Here is a 17,396-nt window from a genome sequence, read left to right as displayed (position 1 = left end):
GCAAAACGAGCGCGGGCTCTTTTCACAGAGCATGGCTATCAATCCGCCTCGAGACGCAATTTCCGGCGCCAGAAAGTCGCCTGTTGCTGCTGCCAGCAATGGGCCCTCTGGTGCGGCGATGGTTGTTCGTTGCTTGGCGTCTGTTCATTGTCCGCCGGCTTCGGCGGCGTCTCCACCTGCGTCACCACCTCGTCGAATACCACGCTCATCATTCACCTCCGTCGAATTCCATGCGCGCCTTGAGGGCGCCCGCCGTGCCCACATCGGCCTTGAAACTGGCCGATCCCTGGAGGCGCGCCTGGCCGCCGACGGCGAAAGCGGCGACAGCCTCCGTGCCCAGTTGGGCGGTGCCGGCGGGGCGCAAGAAGCTGTTCAGTTTGATGGCCCCGCCGGGCGCGCCCTTCGCCTGGGTATGCAAGCCGCCAAATGCGCTCCCCGCAGCGCCACTGACAGCGGCCAATGATGAAACCCCGGCCGCCGACACCGAGGCGTTGAGCTGCAACTGGGCGCCGCCCGTAAAGCGCATGTTTTCAAGTCCGTTTTGCGCCGCAATCGCACGCGCGGCCGTAGGATTGCCCGCCTGGGTGGCCACCTGGGTGACACCGCGACCGTCGCTGTCGGGCGGCGGTGGCGTCTGCACACTGTTGATGCCAGTGCTGGCGGCAAGCGAACCAGTGGTGTTGGCAGTGCGTTCAGAGGAACCGCCCTCGAAGACTTCGTCCTGGCTGGCCAGGGTCAGGTTCACCGAGGCGCGTAACGGCACGCCGTCAGGGGAAAAGAAGTCAATGGTCTCCTTGTACTGTTCCATCATGCCAGCGAAGGTATAAAGGCCCCATTCGAACTCGACGACGGGTGGTGTCTTGTCGCTCTCCTGCGGCTCCATCAACTTGGCCACCTTGACCGAGTGCAGTCGCACATCCTCGCCGCTGTCTGTGGTGTCAAAGACCAATTCAAGGGAAAGCTTGCCGGTGCTCTCGTCCACGTATTGCTTAGCCGAGTTGCCCGATCCGGTATTCTTCATCTGGTTGCTGATGGTGTATTGCAGTGACGCCGGATTGAAGTGGACCTCAAAGCTATCATCGCTGCCGCGAATCTTGAAGTTGGCTCTGACGATGTTGGGTGTATCGGGCATGAAGGATTCCTATAATTGCTTCACAGCGGCGGCGACACGGGCCAGACCTTCATGGACCAGGTGCAGTTCCTCGATGGCGACTTCGTTGTTGCTGGCGTTTAGGTCCGGCGCCTTGAACTTAGTGGGCAGGGCCCGTTTCAGGGTCCAGGTGAAGACGCCCTTACCAGCCTGATCGAACAGGGTGATGGAAACATTCAGCCGCTGGGCGTAGGCGCCCTCGCCCACCAGGTTGAACCAGGCCCACAGATCGTCGGTCTGCGTCAGGCCGCGTTTCAGCACCACGGTGCCGAACTTGACGGCACCCATACGCTGGGCCGCACCCCAGTTGCGGCCGCCTTCCTCGATGGACTTGGGTTCCATGGTCACCTCCAGGCCGCTGCACTCGGAGAAGGCCCCGCTGCACAGGACCACTTCACCGCCGGCAGTGTCATTGCCCAGCATCTGCTCCTTGAAATCCACCTGAAAGCGGAAACCCTGCAGCGGATAGTCGTAGACATCGCTCATGCAGCCTCCATACCCAGGGCCGAGAGGGAAACCCTGCCGCCGTCACCGATGGCCAGCTGAATACGTAGAGTCTCGATGCTGGCAGCGGGGCGGATAATCACCAGCACCATGATCCGGCCGCTGTCGATGTCCTGCTGGCTCATGGTGGAACGATCACATCGCACCTGGAAGGCGTCCGCGGGGCGCCGTCCTGCCAGCGCGCCGGCCGCCTGCATGGCGCCGAGCACATCGCCAAGACGGGTCTCGATCTGTTGCCACAGCCGTTCACCCGACGTTTCGAAGACGTACTCCTCGCCGATGGTACGTGCGGCGCGCATCACCAGGGCGATGGTGCGATTGATATTGCCCTGGCGGTAAGTGCTATCGTTACTGGTGGTGACATCCGAGATGAGGCGATAACCCTCCGCCGTTTGTGCCAACAGGGAGACGCGGTCGATCAACGGTGCCTCCGGCGAGGCCCGGAGCGGTGCCGCCGGGTTGTGCGCGAACTGTTGCGCGTGCGAGAGATGCGGGGCGATGTCGATCACGTCCTGAATATTCACAGTAGTGGCGCTGCGGAAGGTGCCGCGTGTCAGAGCATTGCGCGCCAGCAGTCCGGCCATGACACCTTCCGGCGGCTCCAGCGTGGCTGGCAAATCGCCTGCATAACGCTGCTGCGGCCAGGGATACCCCAGTTGCAGAAAAGCCGTGGCGAGACTGTTGCCGATTTGCAGATTGCCGTTCAGCCAACCCTGCAGGTGCATGAAGGCGAGCAGATCGCGCGCGGCACTGCTCTCTTTATGGGGCAGGGGCAAGGCGGCCAGCAACTGCACGTCGCGACGGAACGTCGAGATCCACTGCGCGGTACGACGCAGCACCGTGCACCAGACCTCATACTCGGAATCGCTACAGCGTGGCGCGGCGAGATGGATCACGTGCCGCTCCACGGCAGGCACGCTGGGCTGTGAACACGCCACGAACTGGGGTTCGGGCAGCCGCACTTCAACCGGCGTTGCCCTATCCTCGCGATACGATGAGGCCAACTCGGCCAGGTCGGGCATGGCCACGAACGACACCTCGGGAAGGCCGAAGAGATGATGGAGCCCGTGCCACTCGCTACGGCGCGAGCGCTGGCCTTTATAGTGGGGTACCAATTGCAACAGCAAGTCGTCGCGCGTGGCGCGGTCCGCCGCAACGGCTACGGGGTCAGCCAGAGAGATGACGAAGCACTTGCGCCCGCCCTGGGCGAAGAATGATCGCACCGTTGCTCCCAGATAGGTCGCCCCCAATGTTTCCGCATCACCATATTCACGTTGGTCCCATGCAAACAACTGATCAAACTCTTCCCAGTTGTGGAGCGGGATGGGCACGTCGTAGAGTGACTCTGCGCCGGTCTGGATACCCCTGGTAGTGACCGTGGACCACCACCCTTCGTGTTGAAGCCATCGCCTCACAGAGGCCGGCGGATCGATCTCGCGCATAGCCGCGAAGCCGATAAAGCAGGCTACATCGGTGCGGTTTGAGGCCGCAGCCATTTGGGGGCTCAGGGCTTCGAAGATCAGGCCTTTCATTGCTGGTTGCTTGTTTCCTCTAGTTGCGTTTGCTTTAACACGCCCTCTTTCAAGGAGGGGGTTGGGGGGGCGATCAGATAACCACCCTCCACTGTTTGAATTTTTCATATCTCCTCACCCCAGCCCGCTCCTTCATGCTCTTCAGGGTGCTGAGGGAAAGGTGTGTCGGGGCTTCGGCTAACCTACTCAGGCGACTTCCAGGTCAATGCCTTCCGAAGACAATACCAACTCCTCCATAGCCACATCGCCGCCCCCCTTGGCGGCCAGGGTGGGACCGGTGTACTTCATGGGCACCACGTTGCGCAGGGTCCAGGACTCGACGCTCTCTCCGGCCTCGTCCCGCAGGGTGATGACCACGGTGCGCTTGGCCTCAGGGCCGCTGCGCTGGGTCTGTTTGATCCAGTCCCACAGATCTTCTGAGTTGACGATACCGCGTTTCAATGTGACGTCGGAGACCTTGTGGATACCGGCCACCTTACGTACGTGGTTCTCCTTTTCATTGCCGTTGCGGTACTCAGCCATGGTGATCTCGACGCCCAGTCCGCTGACGTCGGAGAAACCGCCCAGGGGCGCCTCCGGCCCAAGCGGACCATTAAGGTTCACCAGAAAATTGAAAGCGCCGTAGGGGGTGGTGCGTTCAGCCATAATGGTTGTCTCCTTGGTTCAATGATTCTTATTGGGCAGAGCCCGGCGCTGCTGTTTTCTTTAGATTCATCCCGTGCCCGCTGTCACCCAAGGAAAGGTTGGGGATGTCTCAGCATTCCAGTCCTTATCAGCCACGCGCTTCTGCGGTCTTCTGACCGATTCGAAAGATCACGAACTCGGCCGGTTTCAGCACAGCCACACCGATGAGGCAAATCAGGCGGCCGTTGTCCAGATCGTTCTGAGTCATGGTGCTGCGATCACAGCGCACGAAGAAGGCCTCTTCCGGCGTATTGCCGAGCAGGTTGCCGCTGCGCCATTCGTTATAAAGAAAACTGGTTACCGCCTCCCGCACATTGGCCCATAGCTCGGGACCGTTGTTCTCGAACACGGCCCACTGGGTACTGCGATCGATGGAGTGTTCAAGAAACAGGAAGTAACGCCGCGGACCGATGTATTTCCATTCCGGATCGGAACTGGCTGTGCGCGATCCCCACAGCCGATAGCCGCGCCCGGAAAAGAAACGCAGGCAGTTGACGCCTCGCGGATTGAGCAACTCCTGTTCGGCATGACTGATGTTCCTTTCGAAGCGCAGCGCACCGCGCACCACCTCATTGCCCGGTGACTTCGCGACGCTGCGAGCGATATCGTTGCGGGCATAGATACCACAGATGAAACCGGAGGGCGGCAGTGTGATCTCGCGCGGGATGCTCACATCATCGGGACGTGCCAACGGATTGGAAACCACTATCCAGGGGTAATACATGGCGGCATAACTGGAGTCGACCACGCTCTTATCCGTAAGGGCCTCGGTGGGGAGGATGCCCTGGCGGGCATCGAGCACGGCAAATCGATACGCCTTGCGGGTCTCGGCATGGCCGATCAAGGCGCCCTGAATCCCCTCCCGGTCGGCAAACGAGGCATAGCCCGGCGCGGCGACGATGGAAATGTCATCCACGCGTCCCAGTTCCATCAGGGAATCGGTGTAGTCACCCGCTGCGGGTTCGCCGCCATCGCCCCCGCCGGCGAGGGTCTGTGCCGTCCCGTCGATGCCGTCGAGAATGCCATGGAGACGGAAGGCATCCACCCCATCGCCCAGTTCCAGGGCAAAAGGAAGTTCGAGTTGGTCTACCAGGCGGTCCGGGTTGGGGCTGAGGATGTCACCGATGTAACGCGGGTGGCCGGCGGCCAGGCCGAGATTCTCATAAAACATCTCATTACCGTCGGCATCGCTGACCAGCACACTGGCGCTGATGAAGTTTTCATCACCGCCCAGCGAGCCGGCGCCACCGAAGGCGTTGTCACTGCCGTCGACGAAACCCGCTTCGGTGCGGATGAATACCGTACCGCCATCGTCCATCAAGGTGCCGAACGGCGCACGATCGAGCGACATGGCGGTAACCGGCGTCTGGGACAACGAGACGGTGAGCGTGCCGTTGCCACTGCGACCCGGTGAACGGGCAATGAAGCGGATATTGTTGTTATCGTCGGCATCACCCCCGGCGAAGGCACTGCGGGCAATGCCGTCGCCGCCGCTTGCGCTGTAAACGCGCACCATGAACAGTCGCGCACCGCCGTTATCGAAATAATTGCGCACCCCATGGGCCACATAGTTGGGCACCTCGCCCGCGCCGAAGTCGAGGTTCTCGAAACCACCGAAGATGCGCTCGAAATCGCCGAAGCTGGTGATCAACACTGGTTCACCGCTGGTCGGACCCTTACGCGTCGGACCCGTAAAGGCGGTGGTACTCGTGCTGACACCCTCGATGGATTTACCGCGAAAGCTGGTCTCTTCCACGTAGACGCCGGGGGCTAGATACTCTGGCATGGTCGGTCTCCCTTTATGAAGTCAGGTTGATTGCTAGGCGTTCCATTCGTCCGGTGACGAGTTCCAGACCCATGCTCACGCGCCTATTGCTTTCATGGTTTCGTTCCAGCAGATCCGGATTGACGGGCCACTCGCCGCCCGCCGCAAATGACAACTCGAGCCGTACCGCCAGGGCGTGGACCAGCACCGCCGGCTCATCCTCGTGTCCGCCGCCCGGGGGGACAACTTCCGGTGGACCTTCCTCTTCCTCGTCGGCGAACTTGGTTACCGGGACGCCGGGTACGACCACCAGCGCCTCGCCCCGCAAGTCGGAGATGCCGCTGGCAAGTACGGCTTCGTTCTCGATATCGATTATGCGGATCAAGACGCCGCGCAGCGGCGGCGCAGTCCGGGCATCAGGGCCCTGACTCACGGCAACGCGAACACTGCTCCAGTTGTGGGCCAGGCTGGCGGTGCTGGCCGGATACATGGCCACATCCTGGGGCGTAAAGAGCGAGTCGGGATTGGCCACATTGTCCGGGTCGGGATCGCGCGGCAGGCGCACCATCAGCAGACGTGGCAGATACCGCCGTTGCGGATCCTCGATGGCGAGTCTGTATTGATTGGCCGCCGGCGCCGGTCTGTCCGGTGGCTCAAAAAACTCTTCCGCATGAGACTCCAGGCCGTCGGCATGGGTGATGACGAACAGGCCGCGCCGGTTGCGCATCAGCCGGACGGCATCGGATGTGATCTTCATCGGACCCATCACGGGTGACTGGGTGGCCCGGTCCACCAGTCGTAGCGCCCCCAACACCCGTTGTTCTATGCGCTCAACCGGCATCGACTTCGCCCTTCGCTTGATATTGATAACGTGTCGCCACGACCGGCAGACCCGTTCCGGCATCGTCCGGATCGATACGAATAACGCGGGCAATATAGGACAGGGACAGGCGATAGTTGGGAGCCAGGGCATCCCAGATGCGCATTAGATCTTCGTTGGAAAGCTCCGCCGGAATGATCTGTACCACGTCGTCCTGGCGCCAGCCTCCCTCTAGCGTCAGGGACGATACATCCATGATGGGGTGTTGATGCAGCTGACTCATAACCCAGGCACAGATGGTCTGCTCGGCCGCTGCGCTATCGGCCCAGATGCTGATCAGAAAGTGCAGGTCCACTGGTAGTGGCAGTTTGTCACTATCTCCTCCGCGTACCGAGGGCTGGCTGCGCACGTGTTCGTTAATCAGGACGCGGTAGAGATAGAGGGTCAGGGATGTCCCGAACTCCGCATTGGGTTCAAGCTCCCCAGAGGCCAGTACGCGAAAGCGGCAGGGGTGCTCGTCCTGCATGGTGGAATTTGGCTCCCCGTCGGGCACGGGATAGGCCTCATAGGCGTTATGCAGATACTGAACGATGGAGTTACAGACCGAATGAATGCTCTTGATCGTCGCCATGTCTCTAATCAACGCCTATGGTCACTGCTCAGTGATTTTTCTTGTTCAGACGATAAATCGGGCCCTGCCTGTCACGGCCCCACCGGGCGGAAACAATTCCCGCTTGAGACAACTGTTCCAAAGCCGCTCGAACCACTTCGAGTTCGGTTTGCAAGCGCTGTCGCGATATCCACCAGTTGGCGATGCCCTCGAGGGAGTCGGCCGCTTGTGGATGAGACTCTAAGTAATGTTCGATTTCTCGGGCCACGTCGCGGACCCGCTCCTCCCTCTCACCCATGGGTGACCTCATGCTCGTTGCTTACCTAAGGGGGTGAGCAGAAAGCATGCCAAGCAATCACGGGAGGTAACCTCTTGATCCTTAATGATGGGCCCTGCGTTTGAGGGCGGCCACTCGGGTAAAAAGGCCCGCATCCTTCCCCTTGAGTTGGGCAGATTTGCCCCTATAGCGGGCGCGGTACCGCGGCGCGCCGGGGATGTTGCGGGCATAGCACAGCGACAGCAGGGCTATCCCTCCTGTTCACGGCACAGGGGACGATTGAATTGCAGCGTTTAATGGATGGCCTGGTACGGTATCACTCGCTGACAAATTGCTTTCTGCTAATACCGTGCTTTTCCAGCAGTTTGTCGAAGGTGCGGCGCTCCTTGCCCGCCTGGCGCGCCGCTTGAGACACGTTGCCGTTGGCCTCCTGGAGCACATATTGCAGATAACTGCGCTCGAATTCCTGCACCACCGTCGATTTGGCGTCCTGGAAATTACGGTCGTAGAGATCGCCAAAGCGACGTTCACAGATATTGCTGCGCCCCTCGCCGACAGCGGCGGAGAGTGGTTGTATGCTGATACAGGACGAATCGGACAGTAAAAATTCACGCAGGATCAGATTCTCCAGTTCGCGCACGTTCCCGGGCCAGTCGTAGTGCACCATCCACCTGAGCGTATTGGGATCCAGATATTTGTCGTACTGCTGATAAATCTCTCGATATCGGGAGACAAAATGCTCGGCCAGCATTACCACATCATTACCGCGCTCGTGCAAGGGCGGCAGGCATAACCTGAGTATATTGATTCGATAAAACAGGTCCCTGCGGAAAAAGCCCTGTGCTACCAGGTGCTCCAAGGGCTCGTTGCTGGCGGTGATCAGGCGTAACTGCGCTCGTCTGCTGCGCGACGCGCCCAAGGGCCGAAACTCATAATCCTGCAGAAACCGCAACAAGGCCACTTGGCCCTTGGCACTGAGGGCCTCGATCTCATCCAGAAACAACGTGCCACCCTTGGCCTGCTCCACCAGACCGCACTGCGCCTGCCGGGCATCGGTATACGCGCCCTTGGCATGACCGAAGAGTTCGTTTTCCACCAGGTTATCCGGCAAGGCGCCGCAGTTGACCGCGACGAACGGCTTACCATCCTCCAGCCCCTGGTAGTGAATAGCGCGGGCGATCATCTCCTTGCCCGTGCCGGTCTCGCCCAGAATCAACACCGGCGCATCGCATTTGCAATATTTGCCGATATCCGACATGACCTTACGAAACGCCTCGGATTCACCAATGAGGTTGATTTTGAGCAGCAATGTCTGTTCGATCCGTCGCCCGGCCGAGGCCAGACGCTGCAGGCGCTGAAGTTTGGCCGCCAGTTCCTCATGCACTCCCGGCCAGGCTATAACCTCACTACAGCCTTGGGTACGCTGACTGGGTATTTCGATCTCCTCGGCAGGAAGCAGACCGAGCACCGGGTGGTTCTTGAGCTTGGACCATGCAATCCCTGCCCGGGGATCCGCATCGAACGAGGTAAAGTCGACTATCAAGGCCTCATGAGGCCCCAATACCACAGTCGCCAGCGCCCCGGGGGTCAGATAACGGATGGAATCGGGTTTTAGATGCTCGAGATGAGGCTTCAGCCAAGCGGCAAGCGCCTCCGGTTGGCTGGAAATCAAGGAAAAGAGTGGCTGTTCCTGGCCCATAGTACGGTCCCCTTCCCTATTTGCCGACGGCAGGCGAGATCGAGCGCCCCGCCCGCGGACCCTAACAGCTATGCTTATGATGGCATTCAGAAATATAACTTAGATCAAAGCCGCCAATTCAGCAACACCCTCAGAGTCTTATGACAACGGAATACATTAGTTGACAAAGACTTAGGGTGCGGCTCTTTTAGAACGACTCATTCCGCCCAAACCATGGCTTGTGTTTCCGGCCCGTGGAAGCGCTGAAGGTGGTTTCTTTTCCACTCCTGCTTCTTGTGGAATGCCTGATACCTATCCCAGTCGCCACTGGCGCGGATCGCACGAAGCCGAAGGATGCCCTCCGCGGTTTTTAGCGACCAACGCGCCCCCGTTATTTCGAACCGATCAGCAATCAGATGGCGGCACGCGCCTTCGATCACGCCGGTTGCTATCGGGTAACCCTGTTGCATGAACTGGTCGTAACGCAACATCGCAGTATGGTTGGTCAAGTAATTCGCCACTGTCGCGATGACCTCTTGCTTCTTCGCTGACAGCGCGCAGCGCTTGGCCTTGATCCTTATCCCGGCCGCCACTGGGCCGGAACGTCCTTCAAGGATGGCTTGCGCCTTCTCCAACACCCAGTGCTCGGCCGCCTGCGCCTGCTCCTTATCTTTGCCACGGCTACAACAAAGACCACCGGCCAGACTGCAAGCAGATCGTCTTCGGCCTGAACGTCACCGCCGACGGCCATGTGCCACTGCTGGCGCAGTGGTACGACGGCAACCGCAGCGATGTCACCACCCATCAGACCAACTGGCAGGCGCTACGCCAGCTGCTCGGCCGCAGCGACTTCATCTACGTCGCCGACAGCAAGCTCTGCGCCCAGGACAACCTCGACCGCATCGCCGAACACGGCGGGCAGTTCATCACGATCATGCCCCGGAACTTCAAGCCCGTCACCGCCTTCCTCGAGCAGATCCGCGAGGGCACCGACATCCCCTGGCAACAGCAGCTGAGCCGCCCCAATCCGCGCAAGAAAGGCGACGAACAACACTACCGCCTGTTCCAGGCCCCGCAGCCCTGGCAGGGCCATCGCATCGTGTGGGTCCACTCCGAGAGCAAGGCCGCCCTGGAACGGGGCAATCGCGACCGGACCCTCGACAAGGCCGAACAGGCGCTGACCGAGCTGGCCGGCAAGCTCGGCCGGCATCGACTCAAATCCCGGCAGGCCATCGAAAAGGCCGTGGACAAGGCGCTCGGCAGTGCCCATCCCTACATCGACGCGCAGCTGAGCGAGCACCACCGCTCCGAAAGGGTGAAAGTCGGCCCGGGACGCCCCGGCCCCAACAGCCGGTACGAAACCCGCGAGCACGTCACCTTCGAGCTGCACTGGCAGCGCAACGACCGCGCCATCGCCGCCGCCCGGCGCACCGACGGACTGTTCCCGTTGCTGCACAATACCGACCTGTCTCCCGAGGAAGTCTTCCTCGCCTACAAGGACCAACCCCATCTGGAGAAGCGCTTCAGCGCCGGCAAGACCGTCTTGCAGGTCGCCCCGGTATTTCTCAAAAATAACCGGCGCATCGAGGCCATGCTCCTGATATGGTTCGTCGCCTTGATGCTGCTGAGCCTCATCGAACGCAAAATCCGGGCCCAGATGCATGAGCACAATATCGAGGCGCTGCCCATCCGCATCCAGGGATCGCGCCCTCGCACCAGTTCCACGCCCTTGCGGATCTCGCCCAGCACCAGCGCGCTGAGCCAGAGGTCGTCCTCCGCGACGCCCGCCCACCAAGCCGCCAGGGCCGGATCGCAGCGGTCGCCCTTGCGAACCTCCGCGACGATGTTGGTGTCGATGAGAAAACTCACAGCACGACATCGCGCCCGAAATCGCGCGGGCGTTCGAGATCGATTCCCTCGAGCGGCGCAGAGGCGAGCAGCGCCTTGAGATCGCCGGTCCAGGGCAGCGCGATCTTCTCTCGGAGGATGGCGCGCGTCTCGGTTTCGCGCTCGGGATCGCCGAGGGCTGTAGCGACCTCCCGAACGAGAGCGGCGTCTTCCTTCCGGACCTGAACCTCGACGCGCACGAAGCCCTGCCGCTGACGGCGCTTGCGCCACCGGGTGAAGGGGGATGGATCGGTGCTGGCCATGCTGCCCTCTTTTTCCGGAAACATGGGGGCGTGGCAACGAGGGATCAAGCAGGATTCAACGAACGAAACCAGGCAAGCGTAACCATCGATATCCACGTCATGCAGCCGGGGCGTACCTCTTGACGTACGTACGATATTACGTACACTGAAGCCAGACAGCCCTAACGGAGAGGTATCATGACCGCAATTACGGCCAGTGAAGCCCGTGCTAACTTGTATCGCCTGATCGACGAGGCCGCATCCTCACATCAGCCGTTGCTGATATCGGGAAAGCGGAACAAAGCGGTGCTAATTGCCGAGGAAGACTGGGAGGCGATCCAAGAGACGCTGTTTCTGCTATCTGTCCCTGGTATGCGCGAATCGATCCGGGAAGGCATGGAAACGCCCATTGACGAGTGCGCCAAGGACCTGGATTGGTGAGTTGGCGGCTAGTCTATACGAAGCAAGCACAAAAGGACGCGAAGAAGCTGGCTTCAAGCGGATTGAAACCAAAGGGACGGGAGTTATTGGCCATCCTCGCTGAAGACCCGTTTCAGAAGCCGCCCTCTTTCGAGAAGCTCGTCGGCGATCTTGCTGGAGCTTATTCGAGGCGAATCAATATACAGCATCGGTTGGTATACCAAGTGCTGGAAAAGGAGCGGGTCGTTAAGGTGTTACGGCTATGGAGTCATTACGAATAATGCATGAAAACAGCGTCAACCCGGACGCTGACAGTCGGGTCACCCGCTCGTCATAGGTGATCCTCGGTGTCCAACCCAGCTTCTCCCGAGCCCTTCGCTCGGCCGCCCCTGACAGGTTAGGTAAACTGTCCGTATGCCGTAACAGGCTGATTAACTAGCGGGTTAGAGTCCCGCCAAAGGAGTTGCTCGTACACCTTTGTAGTGTCGCGGAGCGGCGTCCGGGTAACCGGGGGTCGTAAGTTACGTAGATGCAAAACCGCAGGCCGCAGCGCAAGCGAACCGAGATGTAGCCTCGTGAACAAAGTGAAGATGCCGATCCGGTGGACAGTCGGGGAAGGCCGCTGTTGGTGGGAGGAGACGACGAGAGCGTCCCACTGAGTCTTCCGGGGTAGTACGGGTGGCATGTGGTGGAAGTTGATTGGTCCCAGTGCGGGAGGCCCGCGGCGGTGGCAGGTGAGAACTGCCGACGGTGGCGTATAAGGCCAGTCCGAAGTCGTCATCGACCGTCGTGGGAGTCGGAGGGGTTCATAGTACCGATTGAGGGTCTGGGACAACATAACCCGACCTGAGGGAAGGGACCCTACTTTGTGCACGCAACCGAAACGCAGAGGGTCAGGAGATTGCGGCGATGTCGCTAACAACTCCGGAAAAGATCAGGACGCTGCAGAGGAAGCTCTACGTCAAGGCCAAGCAAGAGCCGGCGTTTCGCTTCTACGCCTTGTATGACAAGGTCTATCGGGCAGACACTCTCGGTCACGCCTATGATCGTGTCAGGTCCAATCGGGGCGCGCCAGGAATCGATGGTGTGACCTGTGAGGCCATCGAGGCGGGGGTCGGAAAAGACGCCTACTTGGCGGAATTGCAACGGGAACTGGAGCAGAAGACGTACGGCGCGGACGGCGTGCGTCGGGTCTGGATACCCAAGCCGGATGGCAGTGAGCGCCCATTGGGGATCCCCACAATCCGGGATCGGATCGTACAGATGGCGCTCAAGCTGCTGGTGGAGCCGATCTTCGAGGCTGATTTCTGCGAGCACTCCTATGGATTTCGCCCGCAGCGCTCGGCCCATGATGCGGTGAAGGCCGTCACCGACGGTCTGTTTCAGGGAAAGACCCAAATCATCGATGCGGATCTATCGAAGTATTTCGATACGATCCCGCACGCCAAGCTCATGGCCGTGGTTGCCGAGCGCCTTGCCGATGGGGGCGTCCTCGCCCTCATTCAGCAATGGCTCAAGGCCCCGGTCATCGAAGAGGATGGGCGAGGCAAGCAACGCCCGAGTGGCGGTAAAGGGAATCGGAAAGGGACGCCGCAAGGCGGGGTTGTTTCCCCGCTGCTAGCCAATCTTTATCTACATCTGCTGGACCGGATTTGGGAACGGCACGACTTGGAACGGCGGTTAGGGGCGCGCCTCGTGCGTTACGCTGACGATGCCGTGATTCTGTGTCGTGGGGACACCGCGCCGGCCATGGCGGTGCTTGAGACGGTGCTGACACGCCTGGAGTTGACGCTCAACCGGGAGAAAACCCACGTGGTCGATGCCCGCCGACAGGCGTTCGACTTTCTTGGCTTCAGCATCAAATGGGCACGCAGCCGACGAACCGGCAACGGCTACCCTCACGTTGAGCCGAGCCGCCGCGCCGAACGAAGGATCAAGGCGCGCATCAAGGAACTCATCGCGCGGCGCCGCACCCCGGTGCCGATGCCGCGTATGATCACGGAAGTCAACCAAGTGCTACGCGGCTGGTCGGGCTACTTCCACTACGGCAACTGCACCAAGGCTTTCGGACGCGTCCGGTGGTTCACTGAGGAACGCGTGCGTACCCAACTGCGGCGGCGTCACAAAGTGCGCACTCGCACGCGCGGTTACGAACGCTTTCCCTACGCCCACCTCCACGACGCCCTTGGATTACTCAAGCTATCCCACAAAGCAGGCTGGCGCTCAGCGCATGCCTTGGCGTGAAGCACATCGGAAAGCCGTGTACGGGAGAACCGTATGCACGGTTTGATGAGGGAGGGCTGGCCCTGGTGGCTACGGCCCGGCTATTTAGGCACCGCCAAACGAAAGGGGCGGGAACCGCTAAGCCGGACCTACGGGCGTTAGGGCCTGCTCTCTACTCTACCCGGAACCCCGGAACCCCGGAACCCTGTCCCCGGAACCCGCCGATAGGGGTCGGGAAGGAGTGACCCTCCCCGCCCTCCGAACCGTGCATGCGGTTCTCCCGCACACGGCTCTCCAGTCGGTGGTTACCTCATCGGGATTGGCTCGCTGTAGATGGCTATAAAAACCCGCGCATATCTGGCGAAGGATTGATTGCCAGGCCAACCAGTCGCTGAGCCGGCTGGCGGGCGGCCGCGAGCAACCGGTGACAAGAGTGCCGGAATCGGGTAGATGAAGCGGGGCCGTTGAGACAGGTGCGATACCGGGTCTAATTGACTTGGCGGTCGATCCCGGTATCGCACCCCGGGCCGTGCAGAGCACGAGCCCAAACACTATTTCTCGTTTTCCCCTGACAATCAAGTCCTCATCGGCCTGGATCGCCGATGGAGAACTCTGCACGCCTGTACAACTGCGCCCGTTGTCATCGTCAGGTGATGATCTGCAGTGGCTGTGACCGCGGCAACATCTATTGCCCTGAGGGGTGTGCGCAGGTGGCACGAAGCGCGTCTCTGCGGGCCGCCGGCTGGCGCTACCAGCAGAGCCGCAATGGCCGGCACAAGCATGCCGCGCGGCAACGCCGCTACCGGGCGAGAAGGCAGAAAGTGACGCATCAGGGTTCCCCGGCCCCGCCCCCTCATGATCCACTACCCCCCGTTCCGGCGAGGCCGGCTGGCCGCCGCGGTGCGGATGGCGCGCCGATGATGGCGCCCATTCGCTGCCACTTCTGCGGCCGTGAGTGCGGACCTTTCCTGCGTACCGGCCCGCTTCATCGCGCCACCGCCGCTGCTGCGCTTGGAACAGTCACCCGACAGGGGCCACCAGGCGCCCGGGCTCAGCCCCCTTGAGCCGGCCGGCCACGAGATGAGGAGAAACGCATTGGCCATCAGCAAAGAACAAGAGGCGCAGATCCTGCGCTATCACTACGTCGAGAAGTGGCGGGTGGGCACCATTGCCAGCCAGTTGGGCGTACACCACAACGTCGTCAATCGGGTGCTCTCCCAGGCCGGCATGCCGAAGGTCGAGCGGGCTGCGCAGCCGTCGATGATCGACCCTTATCTGCCGTTCATCACCGACACCCTGGCGCAGTTCCCCACGCTCACCGCCAGCCGCCTCTACGGCATGGTGCGTGAACGGGGCTACCCCGGCGGCCCCGACCACTTCCGCCATCAGCTCGCCTGTTACCGGCCACGCCCCCGGCCCGAGGCCTTTCTGCGCCTGAAGACCCTGCCCGGCGACCAGGGACAGATCGACTGGGGCCATTTCGGCAAGCTCACCATCGGCCGCGCAACCCATGCCCTGATGGCCTTTGTCATGGTGCTCAGCTACTCCCGGCGGATCTTTGTACGCTTCTTCCTCGGTGCCAAGATGGCCAACTTCCTGCGGGGCCACGAGGCGGCCTTCACTGCCTCGAACGGCCTGCCCAAGGTCCTGCTCTACGACAACCTCAAAAGCGCCGTGCTGGAGCGCCAGGGTGAGGCCATCCGCTTCCATCCCACCTTGCTCGAGTTCGCCGCCCACTACCGCTTTGAGCCCCGTCCGGTGGCGGTGGCCCGGGGCAACGAGAAGGGGCGGGTGGAGCGCGCCATCCGCACGATACGCGATAATTTCTGGCCGGCCCGCCAATGGACCGACATCGATGACCTCAATGCCCAGGCCGAGGCCTGGTGCAACGGCTGGGCCATGGACCGGCCCTGCCCGGAGGACCGTGCCCTCTCGGTGCGCCAGGCCTTCGAGCAGGAGCCCCTGCTGGCGCTGCCCGATAACCCCTATCCCACCGACGAGCGGGTCGAGGTCCACATCGGCAAGACCCCTACGCGCGCTTCGAGGGCAACGACTACAGCGTGCCCCACACCCATGTGCGGCGCACCCTCACCGTCTCGGCCTCACCCACCGAGGTGCGGATCCTCGACGGCGGAGACGTCATCGCCCGCCACCCGCGCAGCTACGACAAGGGCCGGCAGATCGAACAGCCGGAACACATCGAGGCACTGGTCCAGCTCAAACGCCAGGCCCGACATCATCGCGGCCAGGACCACCTGGCCCAGGCCGCACCGGCCAGCCGGCAGTTGCTGATCCAGGCCGCCGAGCGCGGCGACAACCTCGGCGCCATCACCGCAGCCCTGCTGCGCCTCCTCGATGCGTACGGCGCCCCCGAGCTGGAAGCGGCCATCCAGGAGAGCCTGGCCCACGGGGTGGCTCACCCCAACGGCGTGCGCATCGCCCTGCAGCGTAGGCGCGAGGCGAGAAACCAGCCGCCCCGGGTGGGGGTACGCATCGACAACGCGCGCGCCAGGGGGTTGGTGGTACGCACCCATGATCTGGGCGGCTACGACGCCTTGCAGTCCACTCCGCCCGAAACTGAAGACGACACTCAAAAGGAGCTCAAATGATCCCTAACGCATCCCTGAAAGAACGGGCCACGGCCCTCAAGCTCCATGGCCTGCTGAGCCATTGGGAGGAGAGCGCCGACGCTGGCTGGGTCGAGTCCCTGATCCAGTGGGAAGAGGAGGAACGTGCCGACCGCAGCCTCGAGCGGCGCATGAAAGGGGCGCGGCTGGGCCGCTTCAAACCCCTGGCCGACTTCGACTGGGGCTGGCCCAGCCGCTGCGACCGGGAACTGGTCAGTGAGCTGATGCGCCTCGACTTCCTTACCGAGGCGGTCAATATCATCCTGGTGGGACCCAACGGGGTCGGCAAATCCACCCTGGCCCGCAACATCGCCCATCAAGCGGTGCTGGCCGGCCACAGCGTCCTCTTTACCAGCGCCGGCCAGATGCTCAATGACTTGGCCGCCCAGGACGGCGACAGCGCCCTCAAGCGGCGCCTCGCCCGCTACGCCCGCCCTCAACTGCTAGCGGTCGACGAGGTGGGGTATCTCGCCTACTCCAATCGCCATGCCGATCTGCTGTTCGAGATCGTCTCCCGCCGCTACGAGGAGAAATCCACCCTGGTCACCACCAACCGACCCTTCGCCGAATGGGGTGAAGTCTTTCCCAACGCCTCCTGCGTGGTCTCCCTCGTGGACCGGCTGGTACACCGCTCCGAGATCCTCACCATCGAAGGTGAATCCTACCGGCTCAAGGAGGCCAAGGAGCGACAGCAGCAACAGGCACAGCGGCGCCGAGCCGCCGCCAAATCCAACAAAGGAGCCTAACCATGACCCATCCCCCGATACCGGACGACTGGACGCCAGAGCAGGCATTGGCGATCTATGACTTTATCGACGAACTCCGCGATGCCATCTGGAGCCGATACGATCGGCAGCTGGTCGAACTCATGCAACAAGACCGCATAACCACCTTTGAAGTCGACGACGATGACTTGACCTTCTGAGCCGACCCTTAAGCCCACCCCGGCGGCGTGACCGGGCTTGACTCGAGGCGAC

18 protein-coding genes and 1 pseudogene are annotated in these 17,396 nt (G+C 61.6%); 7 read left to right on the top strand and 12 right to left on the bottom strand.

The genetic code is table 11. The features are described 5' to 3' along the window. Window positions 1-38 precede the first annotated feature (38 nt). The 11 genes from U5S82_21060 to U5S82_21010 all read right to left on the bottom strand — a co-directional run bounded on the left by U5S82_21060 (window position 39) and on the right by U5S82_21010 (window position 9,658). Window positions 39-212: a hypothetical protein gene (locus U5S82_21060; protein ID MDZ7754057.1), complete on the bottom strand. Its 174-nt coding sequence runs from the start codon at window positions 210-212 to the stop codon at window positions 39-41. Then, complete coding sequence (locus tag U5S82_21055; protein ID MDZ7754056.1) at window positions 209-1,132, bottom strand: hypothetical protein; 924 nt, start codon at window positions 1,130-1,132, stop codon at window positions 209-211. The genes U5S82_21060 and U5S82_21055 overlap by 4 nt, the downstream gene beginning before the upstream one ends. Before the next feature lie 9 nt (window positions 1,133-1,141). Further along, window positions 1,142-1,636 (bottom strand): phage tail protein, encoded by a 495-nt coding sequence (locus U5S82_21050; protein MDZ7754055.1) that lies wholly within the window; start codon window positions 1,634-1,636, stop codon window positions 1,142-1,144. After that, on the bottom strand, window positions 1,633-3,186 hold the full coding sequence (locus U5S82_21045; GenBank protein MDZ7754054.1) for a hypothetical protein: 1,554 nt from the start codon (window positions 3,184-3,186) through the stop codon (window positions 1,633-1,635). The genes U5S82_21050 and U5S82_21045 overlap by 4 nt, the downstream gene beginning before the upstream one ends. 186 nt (window positions 3,187-3,372) lie before the next feature. After that, the gene (locus U5S82_21040) at window positions 3,373-3,831 is read right to left on the bottom strand and encodes a phage tail protein (GenBank protein ID MDZ7754053.1); all 459 of its coding nucleotides are present in this window, start codon (window positions 3,829-3,831) and stop codon (window positions 3,373-3,375) included. A gap of 127 nt (window positions 3,832-3,958) precedes the next feature. Then, window positions 3,959-5,656: a phage tail sheath subtilisin-like domain-containing protein gene (locus U5S82_21035; protein ID MDZ7754052.1), complete on the bottom strand. Its 1,698-nt coding sequence runs from the start codon at window positions 5,654-5,656 to the stop codon at window positions 3,959-3,961. A 13-nt stretch (window positions 5,657-5,669) separates the two neighbouring features. Then, window positions 5,670-6,428 (bottom strand): hypothetical protein, encoded by a 759-nt coding sequence (locus U5S82_21030; GenBank protein MDZ7754051.1) that lies wholly within the window; start codon window positions 6,426-6,428, stop codon window positions 5,670-5,672. A gap of 37 nt (window positions 6,429-6,465) precedes the next feature. Beyond that, entirely contained in the window at window positions 6,466-7,086 is a 621-nt protein-coding gene (locus tag U5S82_21025; protein ID MDZ7754050.1) for a DUF4255 domain-containing protein, read from the bottom strand. 28 nt (window positions 7,087-7,114) lie between these two features. Continuing rightward, window positions 7,115-7,363 carry a hypothetical protein gene (locus U5S82_21020; GenBank protein MDZ7754049.1) on the bottom strand — a complete coding sequence of 83 codons (249 nt, stop codon included), beginning with the start codon at window positions 7,361-7,363 and terminating at the stop codon, window positions 7,115-7,117. A gap of 295 nt (window positions 7,364-7,658) precedes the next feature. After that, entirely contained in the window at window positions 7,659-9,041 is a 1,383-nt protein-coding gene (locus U5S82_21015) for a sigma-54 dependent transcriptional regulator (protein ID MDZ7754048.1), read from the bottom strand. Window positions 9,042-9,238: 197 nt separating this feature from the next. After that, on the bottom strand, window positions 9,239-9,658 hold the full coding sequence (locus U5S82_21010; protein MDZ7754047.1) for a hypothetical protein: 420 nt from the start codon (window positions 9,656-9,658) through the stop codon (window positions 9,239-9,241). On the opposite strand from U5S82_21010, the gene U5S82_21005 reads away from it, so the two are divergent. Next, window positions 9,613-10,968: an IS1634 family transposase gene (locus U5S82_21005; protein MDZ7754046.1), complete on the top strand. Its 1,356-nt coding sequence runs from the start codon at window positions 9,613-9,615 to the stop codon at window positions 10,966-10,968. The two genes, U5S82_21010 and U5S82_21005, sit on opposite strands and share 46 nt — an antisense overlap. Here the strand turns inward: U5S82_21005 and U5S82_21000 are convergent. Next, a complete protein-coding gene (locus U5S82_21000) occupies window positions 10,886-11,170 on the bottom strand; it encodes a hypothetical protein (protein ID MDZ7754045.1) in 285 nt (94 codons plus the stop codon). The two genes, U5S82_21005 and U5S82_21000, sit on opposite strands and share 83 nt — an antisense overlap. Before the next feature lie 177 nt (window positions 11,171-11,347). Here U5S82_21000 and U5S82_20995 point away from each other — a divergent pair, with 177 nt between their 5' ends. From U5S82_20995 to U5S82_20970, 6 genes and pseudogenes are all read left to right on the top strand, one after another. After that, window positions 11,348-11,590 carry a type II toxin-antitoxin system Phd/YefM family antitoxin gene (locus U5S82_20995; GenBank protein ID MDZ7754044.1) on the top strand — a complete coding sequence of 81 codons (243 nt, stop codon included), beginning with the start codon at window positions 11,348-11,350 and terminating at the stop codon, window positions 11,588-11,590. Beyond that, window positions 11,587-11,850, top strand: a complete 264-nt coding sequence (locus U5S82_20990; GenBank protein ID MDZ7754043.1) for a Txe/YoeB family addiction module toxin — start codon at window positions 11,587-11,589, stop codon at window positions 11,848-11,850. Before U5S82_20995 ends, U5S82_20990 begins: the two co-directional genes overlap by 4 nt. A 628-nt stretch (window positions 11,851-12,478) precedes the next feature. Continuing rightward, a complete protein-coding gene (ltrA, locus tag U5S82_20985; GenBank protein MDZ7754042.1) occupies window positions 12,479-13,813 on the top strand; it encodes a group II intron reverse transcriptase/maturase in 1,335 nt (444 codons plus the stop codon). A gap of 1,059 nt (window positions 13,814-14,872) precedes the next feature. Next, a pseudogene (gene istA / locus U5S82_20980) lies at window positions 14,873-16,401 on the top strand (IS21 family transposase). Next, complete coding sequence (gene istB, locus U5S82_20975) at window positions 16,398-17,165, top strand: IS21-like element helper ATPase IstB (GenBank protein MDZ7754041.1); 768 nt, start codon at window positions 16,398-16,400, stop codon at window positions 17,163-17,165. The pseudogene istA and the gene istB overlap by 4 nt, the downstream one beginning before the upstream one ends. Before the next feature lie 2 nt (window positions 17,166-17,167). Continuing rightward, a complete protein-coding gene (locus tag U5S82_20970) occupies window positions 17,168-17,344 on the top strand; it encodes a hypothetical protein (protein MDZ7754040.1) in 177 nt (58 codons plus the stop codon). Window positions 17,345-17,396 lie beyond the last annotated feature (52 nt).

The organism is Gammaproteobacteria bacterium, assembly GCA_034522055.1.
Lineage (GTDB): Bacteria > Pseudomonadota > Gammaproteobacteria > JAABTG01 > JAABTG01 > JAABTG01.
This window is presented reverse-complemented; position numbering and strand designations above follow the sequence as displayed.